The 15,020-nt window shown below is 72.3% G+C and carries 12 protein-coding genes; 6 read left to right on the top strand and 6 right to left on the bottom strand.

Annotated elements, in window-relative coordinates; genetic code table 11:
- Nucleotides 1-78: 78 nt before the first annotated feature.
- From ABT154_RS14320 to ABT154_RS14310, 3 genes are all read right to left on the bottom strand, one after another.
- Nucleotides 79-2,280, bottom strand: a complete 2,202-nt coding sequence (locus ABT154_RS14320; protein WP_351856933.1) for a heavy metal translocating P-type ATPase — start codon at nt 2,278-2,280, stop codon at nt 79-81.
- A gap of 73 nt (nt 2,281-2,353) precedes the next feature.
- Nucleotides 2,354-2,578, bottom strand: coding sequence for a heavy-metal-associated domain-containing protein (locus tag ABT154_RS14315; RefSeq protein WP_351856931.1), 225 nt, complete (start codon nt 2,576-2,578; stop codon nt 2,354-2,356).
- Between the two features lie 47 nt (nt 2,579-2,625).
- Nucleotides 2,626-3,567 (bottom strand): PrsW family intramembrane metalloprotease, encoded by a 942-nt coding sequence (locus ABT154_RS14310; RefSeq protein ID WP_502969497.1) that lies wholly within the window; start codon nt 3,565-3,567, stop codon nt 2,626-2,628.
- Nucleotides 3,568-3,631: 64 nt separating this feature from the next.
- On the opposite strand from ABT154_RS14310, the gene ABT154_RS14305 reads away from it, so the two are divergent.
- The gene (locus tag ABT154_RS14305; RefSeq protein ID WP_351856929.1) at nt 3,632-4,852 is read left to right on the top strand and encodes a cation:proton antiporter; all 1,221 of its coding nucleotides are present in this window, start codon (nt 3,632-3,634) and stop codon (nt 4,850-4,852) included.
- On the opposite strand, the gene ABT154_RS14300 is transcribed toward ABT154_RS14305, so the two are convergent.
- Nucleotides 4,830-5,588: a TetR/AcrR family transcriptional regulator gene (locus ABT154_RS14300; RefSeq protein ID WP_502969508.1), complete on the bottom strand. Its 759-nt coding sequence runs from the start codon at nt 5,586-5,588 to the stop codon at nt 4,830-4,832. The genes ABT154_RS14305 and ABT154_RS14300 overlap by 23 nt on opposite strands.
- A gap of 151 nt (nt 5,589-5,739) precedes the next feature.
- Here ABT154_RS14300 and ABT154_RS14295 point away from each other — a divergent pair, with 151 nt between their 5' ends.
- Complete coding sequence (locus tag ABT154_RS14295) at nt 5,740-8,037, top strand: MMPL family transporter (RefSeq protein ID WP_351856926.1); 2,298 nt, start codon at nt 5,740-5,742, stop codon at nt 8,035-8,037.
- 145 nt (nt 8,038-8,182) lie between these two features.
- Here the strand turns inward: ABT154_RS14295 and ABT154_RS14290 are convergent, their stop codons facing one another.
- Together ABT154_RS14290 and ABT154_RS14285 are read right to left on the bottom strand one after the other, a co-directional pair.
- The gene (locus tag ABT154_RS14290; protein WP_351856923.1) at nt 8,183-8,380 is read right to left on the bottom strand and encodes a helix-turn-helix transcriptional regulator; all 198 of its coding nucleotides are present in this window, start codon (nt 8,378-8,380) and stop codon (nt 8,183-8,185) included.
- Between the two features lie 270 nt (nt 8,381-8,650).
- Entirely contained in the window at nt 8,651-9,580 is a 930-nt protein-coding gene (locus ABT154_RS14285; RefSeq protein WP_351856921.1) for a sugar phosphate isomerase/epimerase family protein, read from the bottom strand.
- A 179-nt stretch (nt 9,581-9,759) separates the two neighbouring features.
- Between ABT154_RS14285 and iolC the strand changes: the two genes are divergently transcribed.
- From iolC to mmsA, 4 genes are read left to right on the top strand one after another with little or no spacing between them, the layout of a single operon-like run.
- Entirely contained in the window at nt 9,760-10,713 is a 954-nt protein-coding gene (gene iolC / locus ABT154_RS14280; protein WP_502969507.1) for a 5-dehydro-2-deoxygluconokinase, read from the top strand.
- A gap of 9 nt (nt 10,714-10,722) precedes the next feature.
- Nucleotides 10,723-11,547 carry a 5-deoxy-glucuronate isomerase gene (gene iolB, locus ABT154_RS14275; protein WP_351856917.1) on the top strand — a complete coding sequence of 275 codons (825 nt, stop codon included), beginning with the start codon at nt 10,723-10,725 and terminating at the stop codon, nt 11,545-11,547.
- On the top strand, nt 11,544-13,484 hold the full coding sequence (gene iolD, locus ABT154_RS14270) for a 3D-(3,5/4)-trihydroxycyclohexane-1,2-dione acylhydrolase (decyclizing) (protein ID WP_351856915.1): 1,941 nt from the start codon (nt 11,544-11,546) through the stop codon (nt 13,482-13,484). Before iolB ends, iolD begins: the two co-directional genes overlap by 4 nt.
- A gap of 14 nt (nt 13,485-13,498) precedes the next feature.
- Nucleotides 13,499-15,010: a CoA-acylating methylmalonate-semialdehyde dehydrogenase gene (gene mmsA / locus ABT154_RS14265; protein WP_056558661.1), complete on the top strand. Its 1,512-nt coding sequence runs from the start codon at nt 13,499-13,501 to the stop codon at nt 15,008-15,010.
- Nucleotides 15,011-15,020: the final 10 nt, after the last annotated feature.

Genomic DNA, 15,020 nt, shown 5'->3' with positions numbered 1-15,020 from the left:
ACAGCCCAGATGGTTACCCCCCAATATCTGTGATCTAGATCTCTTTGTGAAGGTCCTGTGCGTCAAGCGTAGGTGAATTCACGAGAACCGCCGCAACCGCAGGCTGTTGGAGACGACGAACACGGACGAAAGGGCCATCGCGAGGCCCGCGATCATCGGATTGAGCAGTCCGGCCGCCGCGAGCGGCAGCGCCGCCAGGTTGTAGCCGAAGGCCCAGCCGAGGTTGCCCTTGATCGTCGCCAGGGTCCGCCGGGAGAGCCGGATGGCATCCGCCGCGACCCGCAGGTCACCCCGTACCAGCGTCAGGTCGCTCGCCTCGATCGCCGCGTCCGTGCCCGTCCCCATCGCCAGCCCGAGATCCGCCGTGGCGAGCGCCGCCGCGTCGTTGACCCCGTCGCCGACCATCGCGACCGTCCGGCCCTCCGCCCGGAGCCGGCGGACCACCTCGGCCTTCTCCTCGGGCAGCACCTCCGCGATCACCTCGTCGATGCCGACCTCGGCGGCCACCGCCTCCGCCACCGCCCGGTGGTCCCCGGTGAGCAGCACCGGGCGCAGCCCGAGCCCGCGCAGCCGGGCGACGGCCTCGGCGCTGGTGTCCTTGACGGCGTCGGCGACGGTCAGGGCGCCCCGGGCGAGTCCGTCCCAGGCGACGTGGACGACGCCGGGCTCGGCCCCCGCCGGGACCTCGATCTCCTCGGCGGCGAGCAGGGCCGCGCGCCCGACGAGGACCAGGTGGCCGTCGACGGAGCCGCGTACGCCGAGCCCGGGGACGTTCTCGAAGGTCTTCGGTACGGGGAGCTCCCCGTACCGCTCGGTGGCCGCGGCGGCGACCGCGCGGGCCACCGGGTGCTCGGAGGAGTGCTCCAGGGCCCCGGCGAGCCGGAGCAGCGTGTCCTCGTCGGTGCCCGCGCCCTCGTACGCGTACACCTTCCGCAGCGCCATCCGGCCGATGGTGACGGTGCCGGTCTTGTCCAGGACGACGGTGTCGACCCTGCGGGTGGACTCCAGGACCTCGGGGCCCTTGATCAGGATGCCGAGCTGGGCGCCGCGGCCGGTGCCGACCATGAGGGCGGTCGGGGTGGCCAGGCCCAGGGCGCAGGGGCAGGCGATGATCAGGACGGCGACGGCGGCGGTGAAGGAGGCTGTGGCGTCGTCGGTCACGAGGAGCCAGGTGACCAGGGTGCCGAGCGCGATGAGCAGCACCACGGGGACGAAGACGGCGGAGATCCGGTCGGCGAGCCGCTGCACCTCGGCCTTGCCGTTCTGGGCGTCCTCGACGAGCTTCGCCATCCGGGCGAGCCGGGTGTCGGCGCCGACCCGGGTGGCCCGGACGACGAGCCGGCCGGAGACGTTGACGCAGCCGCCGGTGACGGCGCTGCCCTCGGTGACGTCGAGGGGCAGGGACTCGCCGGTGAGGAGGGAGGCGTCGACGGCGGAGGCGCCCTCGGTGACGGTGCCGTCGGTGGCGATCTTCTCCCCGGGGCGTACGAGGAAGAGGTCGCCGGCCCGCAGTGCGGCGACGGGGACGCGGACCTCGGTCCCGGCGCGCAGGACGGCCACGTCCTTGGCGCCCAGGTCCATCAGGGCGCGGAGCGCCGCGCCCGCCTTCCGCTTGGCGCGGGCCTCCAGGTAGCGGCCGAGCAGGATGAAGGTGACGACTCCGGCGGCGACCTCCAGATAGATCGCGGAGGAGGCCGCGGACCGGTCCACGGTCAGGTCGAAGCCGTGCCGCATGCCGGGCATGCCCGCGTCGCCGAGGAAGAGGGCCCAGAGCGACCAGCCGAAGGCGGCGAGGGTGCCGACGGAGACGAGGGTGTCCATGGTGGCGGCGCCGTGCCGGAGGTTGGTCCAGGCGGCCCGGTGGAAGGGGAGCCCGCCCCAGACGACGACGGGGGCGGCGAGGGTCAGGGAGAGCCACTGCCAGTTGTCGAACTGGAGGGCCGGGACCATGGAGAGCAGGACGACGGGCGCGGCGAGGAGCGCGGAGACGGTGAGCCGCTGCCGGAGGGAGGCGAGCTCGGGGTCCTCGTGGGTCTCCTGGGCGGGCGTCGGCACGGGCTCCGGCGGCGGGGGTTCCTCGGCGGTGTAGCCGGTCCTGACGACGGTGGCGATCAGCGCGTCGACGTCGATCTCCGGGGGGTGCTCGATGCGCGCCTTCTCGGTGGCGTAGTTGACCGTCGCGGTCACCCCGTCCATCCGGTTGAGCTTCTTCTCGACACGGGCGGCGCAGGAGGCGCAGGTCATGCCACCGATCGTGAGCTCGGTGATCGTGGAGGTCATGAGCGGTTCCAAACGGGAGCAGGGCCGTACCAGGTAAACGGTACGACCCTGCGGGGTGGTGGTGGGGGAGCGGTCAGACCAGCTCGTAGCCGGCCTCGTCGACGGCGACGCGGACGGCCTCCTCGTCGAGCGGGGCGGCGGAGACGACGGTCACCTGTCCGGTCGAGGCGACGGCCGTGACCGAGGAGACGCCGGGGAGCTCGGAGATCTCGCTGGAGACGGCGCCCTCGCAGTGGCCGCAGGTCATGCCCTTGACCTGGTAGACGGTGGTGAGTTCGGTCTTCGTCTCTGCGGTCATGGCGTTCTCCTCGTGGGTTCAGTGCCGTACACCACCAGATTATACCCCTAGGGGGTATGAATTCCATTCGGGGCGCGGTCGTGGCGCGCCAGTGATCTCAGCCAGATGAGACCGGCCAGGGTCACGAGCACGAGTCCGCCCACCGAGAACAGGGTGAAGAGGTGCTGCTGCTGGTCGGTCGGCCGCGGAAGGTACCCCTGGGCGAAGAGCGAGCGGTCCAGGTTGGTGGTGGTCACCTGGAGGACCAGCCAGAGCGCGATGCCGTGCATCGAGTCCCAGAGCGCGTGCAGCACCGCGACGCCGAGGTATGTGCCGATGACCGGCCCGGTGAAGCGGAAGCGGCCGTCGGCGCGGCGGAAGGCGAGCAGCACCCCGCCCGCGATGGCCGTCCACAGGCCGTGCCCGAAGGGGGCGAGCAGGCCGCGCAGGATCTCGGTCTCCAGGAGGGAGCGCAGGTCGATGCCGTCCATGGTGACGGCGGCGTTGAAGGCGTATCCGGCGCTCTCGAAGGCCGCGAAGCCGAAGCCGACGGCGCCGCCGAGCACGATCCCGGCGCGGACGCCCCGCAGCTGGGTGTGACGGCGGACGACGAACATCAGCGCCGCCAGCTTCACCGCCTCCTCGATCAGGCCCACCCCGAGGAACATCCACAGGGAGGGGTGGAGCAGGTAGTGCTCCATGACCGAGGCGCCGAGCACGCCGAGGACCCCGCCGGTGACGAAGCAGCCGAGGATCACCGGCACCCCGAGGTCCCGGCCGTGCCGCTCGTACGCCCAGAGCACGAAGACCGCCGGGACGAGAAAGCTGCCGAGCAGGATGAGGGTGGGGAGGAGGGTGGTGTTCTCGGTGGTGTACGTGACGACCGCGGTCAGCATCCAGAGCGCCAGGCCGCCCCAGAGGCAGCGCTTCCACAGGCCGGGTCGCGGCACGGGGGCCGGCGGGGCCGCCGGGGGCGGCGGTGTCTGTGTGAGGGGCGGGTACTCGTGCACGGGGAGACCTCCAAGTCCCTCTGCCGCCGGGTGATCTGACTGGAGCTTATGATAAATACCCCATATGTCGCATTCGGGGACCACTCTTATCCTGATCATGGCGATCGCCGTCCTGGCGCCGCTGCTCGCCTACGGAGTCGGCCGCAAGGTCCCCGTACCCCTCGTCATCTTCGAGATCCTGCTCGGCATCCTCATCGGCCCCGACGTCCTCGACTGGGCCCGCCCGAGCGAGCTGATCGACGGACTCTCGCAGCTCGGCCTCACCATGCTGATCTTCCTCGCGGGGTACGAGATCGAGTTCGGCAAGGTGCGCGGCGACACCCTCCGGCGCTCCGTCCAGGCCTGGGCGATCGCCCTCGCGGTCGGGCTCGGCACCGGCGTCCTGCTCGGCGGTGGCTACACCAAGGGCGTCTTCATCGGGGTCGCGCTCACCAGCACCGCGCTCGGCACCGTCCTGCCCGTGCTCAGGGACGCGGGCGACCTCCGCGGGCGGTTCGGCTCGGTCGTCATGGCCTTCGGCGCCGTCGGTGAGTTCGGCCCGATCATCGCGATGGCGCTGCTGCTCAGCGGGCGCGGCGCGGGCGAGTCGACCGCGCTCCTCGCCGTCTTCGCCGCGCTCACCGCCGGGGCCGTGTTCTGGGCGCTCCGACCGCGCCCGCCGTGGTTCTCGAAGATCATCGCCAAGACGCTGCACACCAGCGCCCAGTTCGCGGTCCGGTTCGTCTTCCTGCTGCTCGCCGTGATGCTGGGCGCGTCGGAGGTGCTCGGGCTGGACATCCTGCTCGGCGCCTTCGCGGCCGGACTCATCACCCGGCTCGTCCTGACCGGGGCGGCGCCCGAGTCCGGCCCCCAGGTCCTGGAGAAGGTCGAGGCCGTCGGCTTCGGCTTCCTGGTGCCCGTCTTCTTCGTCGTCACCGGCATCGAGTTCGACCTCGACTCGCTCCTCGACGGGGGCCGGACCCTGCTCCTGCTGCCGGTCTTCCTGCTGCTCTTCCTGGTGGTGCGCGGCGGCCCGATCTGGTTCCTCGCCCCGCGCGACCTCGACCGCGAGGACCGGGGCGGGCTCGTCCTGTACGGCTCCACCGCGCTGCCGCTCGTCGTCGCCATCACCACGATCGGCGTGGACGACAAGGCGATGACGGCGGGCGAGGCGGCGGCGCTCGTCGGGGCCGGCATGGTCTCGGTGCTCGTCTTCCCGCTGCTCGCGCTGAAAATGCGGGCGGGGAAGGGGAAGGGCGGGGACGAGCTCCTGGCGGAACGGGTCAGCGGTTCGGAAACGTGGTGATCCGGGGGGCTGTGGTGGGCCTGGGGTCCGTGGTGACCAGGGGATCCGTGGTGGCTCTGGGGTCCATGGTGGTCCTGGGGTCCATGGTGGTCCTGGGGTCCGTGAGCGGCTCGCCGGTCAGTGGGCTGAGGTAGCGCAGGAGGAGGGTCTTCAACTCGTTGATGGTCGCGTCCCGCTCGGGACCCTCGGGTGCGGCCAGGACGAGCCCCAGGCCGCCCTTGAAGGCCGAGAAGGTCATTGCGGCCACGCGCGCGCGGTCCGGGGCGGGCGTCTCCGGGGCGTAGTGGGCGATCACCTCCTGCACGCGCGCGAGGAGCGAGGCGTGCAGGGCGTCGTGCTCCTCGGCGATCCGGCCGGGCACCTCGGAGCCGTGCATCAGGGCGAGGAAGGCGGGGTTCGCGCAGTTGAACTCGATCATCGGGTCGACGACCGCGTCGAGCAGCTCGGGCAGTGGCAGCGCGAGGTTCTCCGGGACGAACGCCTGGCCGTGGGCCTCGCGCATCTCGTGCATCAGGCGCTCGCCGAGCTCGATCGCTATGGCTTCCTTGTTCGGGAAGTACTGGTAGAGCGTGCCGGGCGAGACATGGGCCTCCCGGGCGATCGCGTTGGTGCTGGCCGCCGTGTAGCCGTTCGCGCAGAAGACGTTCGCGGCGGCCTGGAGCAGCTGCGCGATGCGGCGCTCGCCGCGCGCCTGGTGGCGGCGCGGCTTCGGTTCTTCGGACACGGTTGTCCCCAGCTCTCCTCAACGCGATTGACAAACGCGAGAGGTCGCTCGCATTCTTGGGAAACGCGAGTGATCACTCGTGTTTGCCAGTCTATGGCAACGGGCGACCCATGTGACCTGCCGGGAAGCGAGCGCACGGGTCAGGTGAAGGGGACACCGCGTCATGGCCGAAGTCAAGAATTCAGCACCCGGGGGCGGGTCCTCCGGGACAGCCGGGGCGGCGAGGTCCGGGGGCGGGGCTTCCGGGGCGGCGAGGTCCGGCGGGTGGACGCGGTTCGTCACCGCACGGCCGCGTCTCACCCTGCTCGTGGCCCTCGTCCTCACCGCACTCGCGGTGCTCGCCGGCGGCGGGGTCGCCGACCGGATGGGCAGCGGCGGCTGGGAGGACCCGACCGCCGAGTCCACGTACGCGATCGAGGCCCTGGAGCAGCGGTTCCCCGGCTCCCAGCCCAATCTGCTCCTCCTCGTCGACGCCGGTCCCGCCGGGGTCGACGACCCGACGGTCGCCGCCGAGGCCCGCAGGCTCACCGAGCGGCTCGACGCCGAGCCGGGTATCGAGGGCGTCGGCTCCTACTGGTCCACCGGCTCGCCCGCCCTCCGCTCCGAGGACGGCCGGCAGGCCGTGATCGCCGCCAGGATCGCCGGCGAGGAGAAGGACGCCGGGGCCGTCCTCGACCGGATCGCCCCCGCCTACCGGGGCACGCACGGGCCCGTCGAGGTCTCCCTCGGCGGCGGCCTCGCCGTCCGTCACGAGATGCAGACGATCATCCAGGAAGACCTGCTGAGGGCCGAGATGATCGCCCTGCCCCTCACCCTCGTCCTGCTCGTCATGGTCTTCGGCAGCGCCGTCGCCGCCCTGCTGCCCCTCGGCGTCGGCATCGTCGCCATCCTCGGCACCAACGCCGTCCTGCGCGGCATCACCGAGTTCACCGACGTCTCCGTCTTCGCGCAGAACCTGACGACCGCGCTCGGGCTCGGACTCGCCATCGACTACGCCCTGTTCGTCGTCCGCCGCTACCGCGAGGAACTCGCCACCGGGGCCGACACGTACACCGCCGTGCGCACCACCCTGCGCACCGCCGGGCGGACCGTGCTCTTCTCCGCCCTGACCGTCGCCGTCTCGCTCGCCGCGATGCTGGTCTTCCCGCAGTACTTCCTGCGCTCCTTCGCGTACGCCGGGATCGCGGTCGTCCTGCTCGCCGCGACGGCGGCGCTCACCCTGCTCCCGGCGGCCCTCGTGCTGCTCGGCGACCGGGTCAACGCCCTCGACCTGCGACGCCTCCTTCGGCGGGGCGCGTCCGGCGCCCGCGACCGGGGCGAGGGCGCGGGCTGGGCCAAGGCCGCCGCGCTCGTGATGCGCCGGGCGCCGGTCTTCGCGGTCCTCACGACCGCCGGACTCGTCCTCCTCGGACTGCCTTTCCTGGGCGTGCGGTTCGGCACCGCCGACGACCGCCAGCTCCCCGTCACCGCCTCCTCCCGGGTCGTCCAGGACCAGCTGAGGGAGGGCTTCCCCGGCGACCCCGGCGGCGGCATCACCGTGCTCGCCGAAGGGACGGCCACCCCCGCCCAGTACGCGGCCTACCGGGAGCGGATCTCCGCCCTCGACGGCGTCGTGCGAGCCGAAGGACCGGTGACCGCCGGCGGCGGCCACGCCTACTTCACCGTCGTGCCCGAGGGGGAGGCCGTCGGTGCCGGGGCCCAGCGGGCCGTGGCCGAACTGCGGGCCGAGCCCGCCCCGTTCGAGACCTCCGTCACCGGACAGGCCGCCGTCCTCGTCGACTCCAAGGACGCCCTCGCCGAGCGGCTGCCCTGGGCCGCGGGCATCATCGTGCTCGTCACCCTGCTTCTCGTCTTCCTGCTCACCGGCAGCGTCCTCATCCCCGTACAGGCCGTCGTCCTCAACGCACTCAGCCTCACGGCGATGTTCGGCGCGGTCGTCTGGGTCTTCCAGGACGGACACCTCGCCGGACTCCTCGGCTTCACGCCCACCGGCGACATCGAGACCACCCTGCCCGTCCTCATGTTCTGCGTGGCCTTCGGACTCTCCATGGACTACGGGGTGTTCCTGCTCTCCCGCATCAAGGAGGAGTACGACGCGACCGGCGACCACGAGCGCTCCGTCCGCTTCGGCCTGCGCCACACCGGCGGCCTCATCACCGCCGCCGCCGTGATCCTCGCGGTCGTGATGGTCGCCATCGGCACCTCCCGCGTCACCAACACCAAGATGCTGGGCCTCGGCGTGGCCCTCGCCGTCCTCATGGACGCCATGGTGGTCCGCAGCCTCCTCGTCCCGTCCGTGATGAGACTGACCGGCCGCCTCACCTGGTGGGCACCGGGCCCGCTGCGCCGCCTCCACGACCGATTCGGGATCAGTGAGTCGGACGGGCGCAACCCTGGACATCCCTCAGGTGCCGAGGAGGTGTCCGAGGAGCGGCGTGAAACCGCTTCGCCACGCAGATGAGAAGCACCCCCGGGGGGATTCATGGCACGCGTTCGGCGGCTGGAACACGTACGACCTGATCTTCTGAGGAGGGCCGTACGGTCAGGGGCCCCGCCGGGTCCCGGAGGTGTTCCGGGCCCGGCGTCCTCGTGGGGGCGGGGAGGTGTCAGTCGCGGCGGCCCCGGTTGCCGGGGCGGTTGGCGACCCAGGTGCGGATGGTGTCCGCGTACCAGTAGGGCTTGCCCGACTCGACGTGGTCGGGGGACGGAAGCAGCCCGTGCTTCCGGTAGGAGCGGACCGTGTCCGGCTGCACCCGGATGTGTACGGCGATGTCCTTGTACGACCAGAGCCTCTTGTCCGTCATGCCTGGTACCTCCCTGCTCACCGCGCAGCGGCGGCGGGGGTGCCGTTCGGGGGCGCTGCGGGCGGGCGTTGGCGATCACTGAGCCTGTGCCCCATCCCCTCCCCTCCAGACAGGAGGGGAGGGGCTGTCGATCGCCTGTGACGGAAGACCCGCGTAATGGAGACATGTGTGACGGTCGCGGGACAAGCGTGACAGAAGAGACGCATCGGGACATCGGTGTGTCCGCATGCGTCACCCTGGTCAGAGAGGTATACGCCGCCGGCGCGCCCGTCAGACTCCGCAGGACCGCAGGAAGCGTCGGGTGCGTGCGGCGATCGGGTACGGGACGTCCGGCTCGCACGGGTACATGTCCTGCTCGACGATCGCGAACAGGTCGGCGTCCAGGGCGGACGCGGCGGCAAGGACCGGTTCCAGGGCGGGCACCCCGGACGGCGGCTCGCACATCACGCCCCGTGCGACGGCCGGACCGAACGGCACCCCCTCGGCCACCACCCCCGCGAGGACCGCCGGGTCGACCTGCTTGAGGTGGAGGTAGCCGATCCGCTCCCCGTACGTCTCGATCAGCTTGACGCTGTCCCCGCCGGCGTACGCGTAGTGCCCGGTGTCCAGGCAGAGCGCGACCGCCTCCGGGTCGGTGGCGTCGAGGAACCGCGTCACGCTCTCCTCACCGTCGAGATGGGTGTCGGCGTGCGGATGGACGACGATCCGCAGCCCGTACCGCTCGCGCACCTCCCGGCCGAGCCGCTCGGTGAGCCGGGTCAGGTCCCGCCACTGCGGCGCGGTGAGCGTCCGGTCCTCGAGCACCTCGCCGGTGCGGTCGTCCCGCCAGAACGAGGGGATGACGACGAGATGGCCCGCACCCATGGCCTGGGCGAGGGCGGCGTTCTCGGCGACGTGCGCCCAGGTCCGCTCCCAGACGTCCGGCCCGTGGTGGAGGCCGGTGAAGACCGTGCCCGCCGAGACCCGCAGGCCGCGCCGCGCGGTCTCCTCCGTCAGGACGGCCGGATCGGTGGGCAGATAGCCGTACGGGCCCAGCTCGATCCAGCCGTAGCCCGCGCCGGACACCTCGTCGAGGAAGCGCCGCCAGGGCACCTGGCGGGGATCGTCGGGGAACCACACGCCCCAGGAGTCCGGGGCCGACCCGATCCGGATGCGGGACGGCGACGGCTGCGGTGACGGCTGCGGGGACGGCTTCGTCATGCCCGCCACCTTGGACGGGGGTCACGAGCAGCGTCAAGGAGGCCGCCCCGGCCCGCTCAGTCGTCCGAATGTCCGGACATATCGTTGACACGCCTCCCGGCGGACGGCTAGACCTGGGTGCGGGAGACCGGACGCGAGAGGTGGCGCGGGTGGAGTCGGAGCCGTACGACCTGATCACCATGGGACGCCTCGGTGTGGACCTGTATCCGCTCCAGACGGGCGTCGGGCTCGACCGGGTCGAGACCTTCGCCAAGTTCCTCGGCGGCTCCCCGGCCAACGTGGCCGTCGCGGCCGCCCGCCTCGGCCGCCGCACCGCTCTCGTCTCCCGTACCGGGACCGACCCCTTCGGGGTCTATCTGCGCCGCGAGCTGCGGGGCTTCGGCGTGGACGACCGCTGGGTGGCCGGCGTCGAGGAGTATCCGACGCCCGTCACCTTCTGCGAGCTCTTCCCGCCCGACGACTTCCCGCTGTACTTCTACCGCCGCCCCAAAGCCCCCGACCTGGAGATCCACCCGCACGAGCTCGACCTCGACGCGATCCGCGCCGCCCGGGTCTTCTGGGCGACCGGCACCGGGCTGTGCGCCGAGCCGAGCCGCGCCGCGACCCTTGCGGCGCTGCGGGCCCGGTCCGGCCGCGAGGTGACGGTGCTCGACCTGGACTGGCGGCCGATGTTCTGGGCGGACCCGGCGGCGGCCCGGCCGTACTACACCGAGGCGCTGCGGCACGCGACCGTCGCCGTCGGCAACCTCGACGAGTGCGAGGTGGCCACGGGGGAGCGCGACCCGTACGCGGCGGCCCGCGCCCTGCTCGGCTCAGCCGCCGGGCGGGCGCTCCGGCTGGCCGTCGTCAAGCAGGGCCCCAAGGGCGTCCTCGCGCTCGCCGCCGACGGGACGAGCGCGGAGGTGCCGCCGCTGCCGGTGGAGGTCGTCAACGGGCTCGGCGCGGGGGACGCCTTCGGCGGGGCGCTGGTGCACGGGCTGCTCGCCGGCTGGGACCTGGAGACGGTCCTGCGCCACGCGAACGCCGCCGGCGCGATCGTCGCCGGCCGTCTCGCCTGTTCCTCGGCGATGCCGTACGCCGCCGAGATCGCCGAAGTGCTGGCCGGCGGCGGAACCCCGGCGGAAACGGGGTAGGGGTCTGCCATGAGCACCGATCACCCCCCGTCCCTCCACCTGCCGGCCGGGACCGCCGCCCACGGCCCCTACGCGCTCGACATCGACCCCGTGCGGGCCGGATGGGCGTACTCCGCCCTCCGTGTCCTCACCCTCGGACCCGGGGAGATCCACTCCTTCGAGAGCGGGGATTTCGAATGGACCGTGCTTCCCCTCGCCGGTGCCTGTAGCGTGCGCGTCGACGGAGAGAACCTCGAACTCCAGGGCCGCGCAGGCGTGTTCGAAGGGGTGACCGACTTCGCCTACGTACCGCGCGACGCCCGCGCCCAGATCGCCTCCGGTGCGGGAGGCCGCTTCGCTTTGGCAGGAGCGAAGTGCGAGCGACGACTCCCCGCCCGCTACGGCCCCGCGCCGGAGGTTCCCGTCGAGATCCGGGGCAGCGGCAACCGTGCCCGCGAGGTGCGGAACTTCGCCTCCGCCGACGCCTTCGACTGCGACCGGCTGATCGCCGTCGAGGTCGTCACCCCCGGCGGCAACTGGTCCTCCTACCCGCCGCACAAGCACGACGAGCACCGCCCCGGCGCCGAGTCCGTCCTCGAGGAGATCTACTACTACGAGGTCGACGGCCCGCACGGTCTCGGCTACCAGCGGATCTCGCCCTCCCGGCCCGGCGGCGCGGAACTCCTCGCCGAGATCAGGGGCGGCGACGCGGTCCTCGTGCCCGACGGCTGGCACGGTCCCTCGATCGCCCAGCCGGGACACGACCTCTACTACCTCAACGTCATGGCGGGCCCCGGCCCCGGGCGGGAGTGGAAGATCTGCTTCCACCCGGACCACACGGAGGGATACGCATGAGCGACACCGGCCCCGGTCCCGGCCCCGGTCCCGGCCCCGGTCCCGCGAGCCCCGACGGCCCCCGCCCCGCCGGCGGCTCCCACGTCCGCCTCACCGTCGCTCAGGCCCTCGTCCGCTTCCTCGCCGCCCAGTACACCGAGCGCGACGGCGCCCGGCAGCGGCTGATCGCCGCCACCTGGGGCATCTTCGGCCACGGGAACGTCGCCGGCATCGGCCAGGCCCTCGTCGAGGACCCCACCCTGATGCCCTTCCACCAGGGCCGCAACGAGCAGGCCATGGTGCACGCCGCCGTCGGCTACGCCCGCCAGTCGAACCGGCTCTCCGCGCACGCCGTCACCACCTCCATCGGCCCCGGCGCCACCAACCTCGTCACCGGCGCCGCCCTCGCCACGATCAACCACCTCCCGGTCCTGCTGCTGCCCGGCGACACCTTCGCCGGCCGCCCCGCCGACCCCGTGCTCCAGCAGCTCCAGCCGCCGTACGCGGGCGACGTGTCCGTCAACGACTGCCTGCGCCCGGTGTCGCGGTACTTCGACCGGGTCACCAGGCCCGAGGCCCTGATCCCGGCCGCGCTCGCCGCCGCCCGGGTCCTCGCCGACCCCGCCGAGACCGGCGCCGTGACCCTCGCGCTGCCCCAGGACGTCCAGGCGGAGGCGTACGACTGGCCGGAGGAGTTCTTCGCCGAGCGGATCTGGCGGGTCCGCCGCCCCCGCCCCGACACGGCCGAACTCGACGCCGCCGTACGGGCGGTGAGGTCCGCCGCCCACCCCCTGGTCATCGCCGGCGGCGGGGTGCGGCACAGCCGCGCCGAGGACGCCCTGCGCGTCCTCGCCGAGCGGGCCGGTCTCCCCGTCGCCACCACCCAGGCCGGGAAGGGAGTCCTCCCCTACGACCACCCCTGCGACGTCGGCGGCATCGGGCACACCGGCACCGGGCCCGCGAACGCCCTGGCCCGCACCAGCGACCTGGTCATCGGCGTCGGCACCCGCTACACCGACTTCACCACCGCCTCCGGCACCCTCTTCCCCGAGGGCACCCGCTTCCTCAACCTCAACATCACCGGCTTCGACGCCCACAAACTGGGCGCCCTCCCGCTCGTCGCGGACGCCCGCGAAGGGCTGACCGCGCTCACGGAAGCGCTCGGCGGCCACCGCCGGGACACGGTCCGGTGGCACTCCTCCAAGCAGCGCTGGGAGGAACAGGTCGACGCCGCCTACGCCGTCCCCGACGAGGACGCCCGCCCCACCCAGACCCAGGTCCTCGGCGTACTCGACACCCTGGTCGACGGCAGCGACATCCTGATCAACGCCGCCGGCTCGCTCCCCGGCGACCTCCACAAGCTCTGGCGGACCCGCTCAACCGACCAGTACCACGTCGAATACGGCTACTCCTGCATGGGTTACGAGATCCCCGCGGCCGTCGGCGTCCTGCTCGCCGCACCCGGCCGGCCCGTCTGGGCGCTCGTCGGCGACGGTACGTATCTGATGAACCCCACCGAAATCGTCACCGCCGTCCAGGAACGGCTGCCCCTGCGTCTTGTCGTCCTCCAGAACCACGGCTACGCCTCGATCGGTGGCCTCTCGGAAGCCGTCGGAGCCGAGCGGTACGGCACCGACTACCGCCACCGGGACGCCTACGGAGGCTTCACCGGACCCCCGCTCCCCGTCGACCTCGGCGCCAACGCCGCCTCCCTCGGCATGCGGGTGCTACGCCCCCGCACCGTGCGTGACCTGCGGGAAGCCCTCGCGGACGCACGGGCGGCGACGGTTCCCACATGTGTCTACGTCGAGACCGAAACGCCAGACAGAGTGTCGGGCCCGCCCCCGGCCCAGGCGTGGTGGGATGTGCCCGTGGCCGAGATCTCGACCCGCCCGTCGGCGGTCAAGGCCCGCGAGGAGTACGACCGGCACGTCACCGCCCGACGCAGCCATCTCTGAAGGAGCATTTCGTCATGACGAACACCGTCAAGACCGTCGACCACTGGATCGGTGGCAAGACCGTCGAGGGCACGTCGGGCAACTGGGGCCCGGTCACCGACCCGGCCACCGGCGCCGTCACCACCCGGGTCGCGCTCGCCTCCGTCGAGGAGGTGGACGCCGCCGTCGCCGCCGCCAAGGGCGCCTTCGCGACCTGGGGCACCTCCTCGCTCGCCCAGCGCACCACGATCCTCTTCAAGTTCCGCGCGCTGCTCGACGCCAACCGCGACGCCATCGCCGAGCTGATCGTCGCCGAGCACGGCAAGGTCCACTCGGACGCGCTCGGCGAGGTCGCCCGCGGCCTGGAGATCGTCGACCTGGCCTGCGGCATCACCGTCCAGCTCAAGGGCGAGCTGTCCACCCAGGTGTCGAACCGCGTGGACGTGGCCTCGATCCGCCAGCCCGTCGGTGTCGTCGCGGGCATCACGCCCTTCAACTTCCCGGCCATGGTGCCGATGTGGATGTTCCCGATCGCCATCGCGACCGGCAACACCTTCATCCTCAAGCCGAGCGAGAAGGACCCGTCGCCGGCCCTGAAGATCGCCGAGCTGCTCGCCGAGGCCGGTCTCCCGGACGGCGTCTTCAACGTCCTGAACGGCGACAAGGTCTCCGTGGACCGCCTCCTGGAGCACCCGGACGTGGCGGCGATCTCCTTCGTGGGCTCGACCCCGATCGCCCGCCACATCCACACCACCGCCTCCGCCAACGGCAAGCGCGTCCAGGCGCTCGGCGGCGCGAAGAACCACATGCTGGTCCTCCCGGACGCCGACCTCGACGCCGCCGCCGACGCGGCCGTCTCCGCGGCCTACGGCTCCGCCGGCGAGCGCTGCATGGCGATCTCCGCCGTCGTGGCCGTCGGTTCCATCGGTGACACGCTGGTGGAGAAGATCCGCGAGCGCGCCGAGAAGATCAAGATCGGCCCCGGCAACGACCCGACCTCCGAGATGGGCCCGCTCATCACGGCCGTCCACCGCGACAAGGTCGCCTCGTACGTGACCGGCGCGGCGGCCGAGGGCTGCGAGGTCGTCCTCGACGGCACCGGTTACACGGTCGAGGGCCACGAGGACGGCCACTGGATCGGCCTGTCCCTCCTGGACCACGTGCCGACCACGGCCAAGGCGTACCAGGACGAGATCTTCGGCCCGGTGCTCTGCGTGCTGCGCGCCGACACCTACGAGGAGGGCCTCGCCCTCATCAACGGCTCGCGCTTCGGCAACGGCACCGCGATCTTCACCCGTGACGGCGGCGCCGCCCGCCGCTTCCAGATGGAGGTCGAGGCCGGCATGGTCGGTGTGAACGTGCCGATCCCGGTGCCGGTGGGCTACCACTCCTTCGGTGGCTGGAAGGACTCGCTCTTCGGCGACCACCACATCTACGGCAACGACGGCGTGCACTTCTACACCCGCGGCAAGGTCGTCACGACCCGCTGGCCGGACCCGTCCGACGCCCCGTCCGGCGTCGACCTGGGCTTCCCGCGCAACCACTGATCAAGCCCGG

This window comes from Streptomyces sp. NPDC001728, from assembly GCF_040297565.1.
GTDB lineage: Bacteria > Actinomycetota > Actinomycetes > Streptomycetales > Streptomycetaceae > Streptomyces.
The sequence above is the reverse complement of the archived record's forward strand: the minus strand, read 5'-3'. Positions and strand labels throughout refer to the sequence as shown.

Coding starts and splice junctions, on each gene's coding strand:
- mmsA (WP_056558661.1), top strand. CDS start 13,499: ATGACGAACACCGTCAAGACCGTCGACCACTGGATCGGTGGCAAGACC.
- ABT154_RS14315 (WP_351856931.1), bottom strand. CDS start 2,578: ATGACCGCAGAGACGAAGACCGAACTCACCACCGTCTACCAGGTCAAG.
- iolB (WP_351856917.1), top strand. CDS start 10,723: ATGAGCACCGATCACCCCCCGTCCCTCCACCTGCCGGCCGGGACCGCC.
- ABT154_RS14295 (WP_351856926.1), top strand. CDS start 5,740: ATGGCCGAAGTCAAGAATTCAGCACCCGGGGGCGGGTCCTCCGGGACA.
- ABT154_RS14290 (WP_351856923.1), bottom strand. CDS start 8,380: ATGACGGACAAGAGGCTCTGGTCGTACAAGGACATCGCCGTACACATC.
- iolD (WP_351856915.1), top strand. CDS start 11,544: ATGAGCGACACCGGCCCCGGTCCCGGCCCCGGTCCCGGCCCCGGTCCC.
- ABT154_RS14320 (WP_351856933.1), bottom strand. CDS start 2,280: ATGACCTCCACGATCACCGAGCTCACGATCGGTGGCATGACCTGCGCC.
- iolC (WP_502969507.1), top strand. CDS start 9,760: ATGGGACGCCTCGGTGTGGACCTGTATCCGCTCCAGACGGGCGTCGGG.
- ABT154_RS14285 (WP_351856921.1), bottom strand. CDS start 9,580: ATGACGAAGCCGTCCCCGCAGCCGTCACCGCAGCCGTCGCCGTCCCGC.
- ABT154_RS14305 (WP_351856929.1), top strand. CDS start 3,632: ATGTCGCATTCGGGGACCACTCTTATCCTGATCATGGCGATCGCCGTC.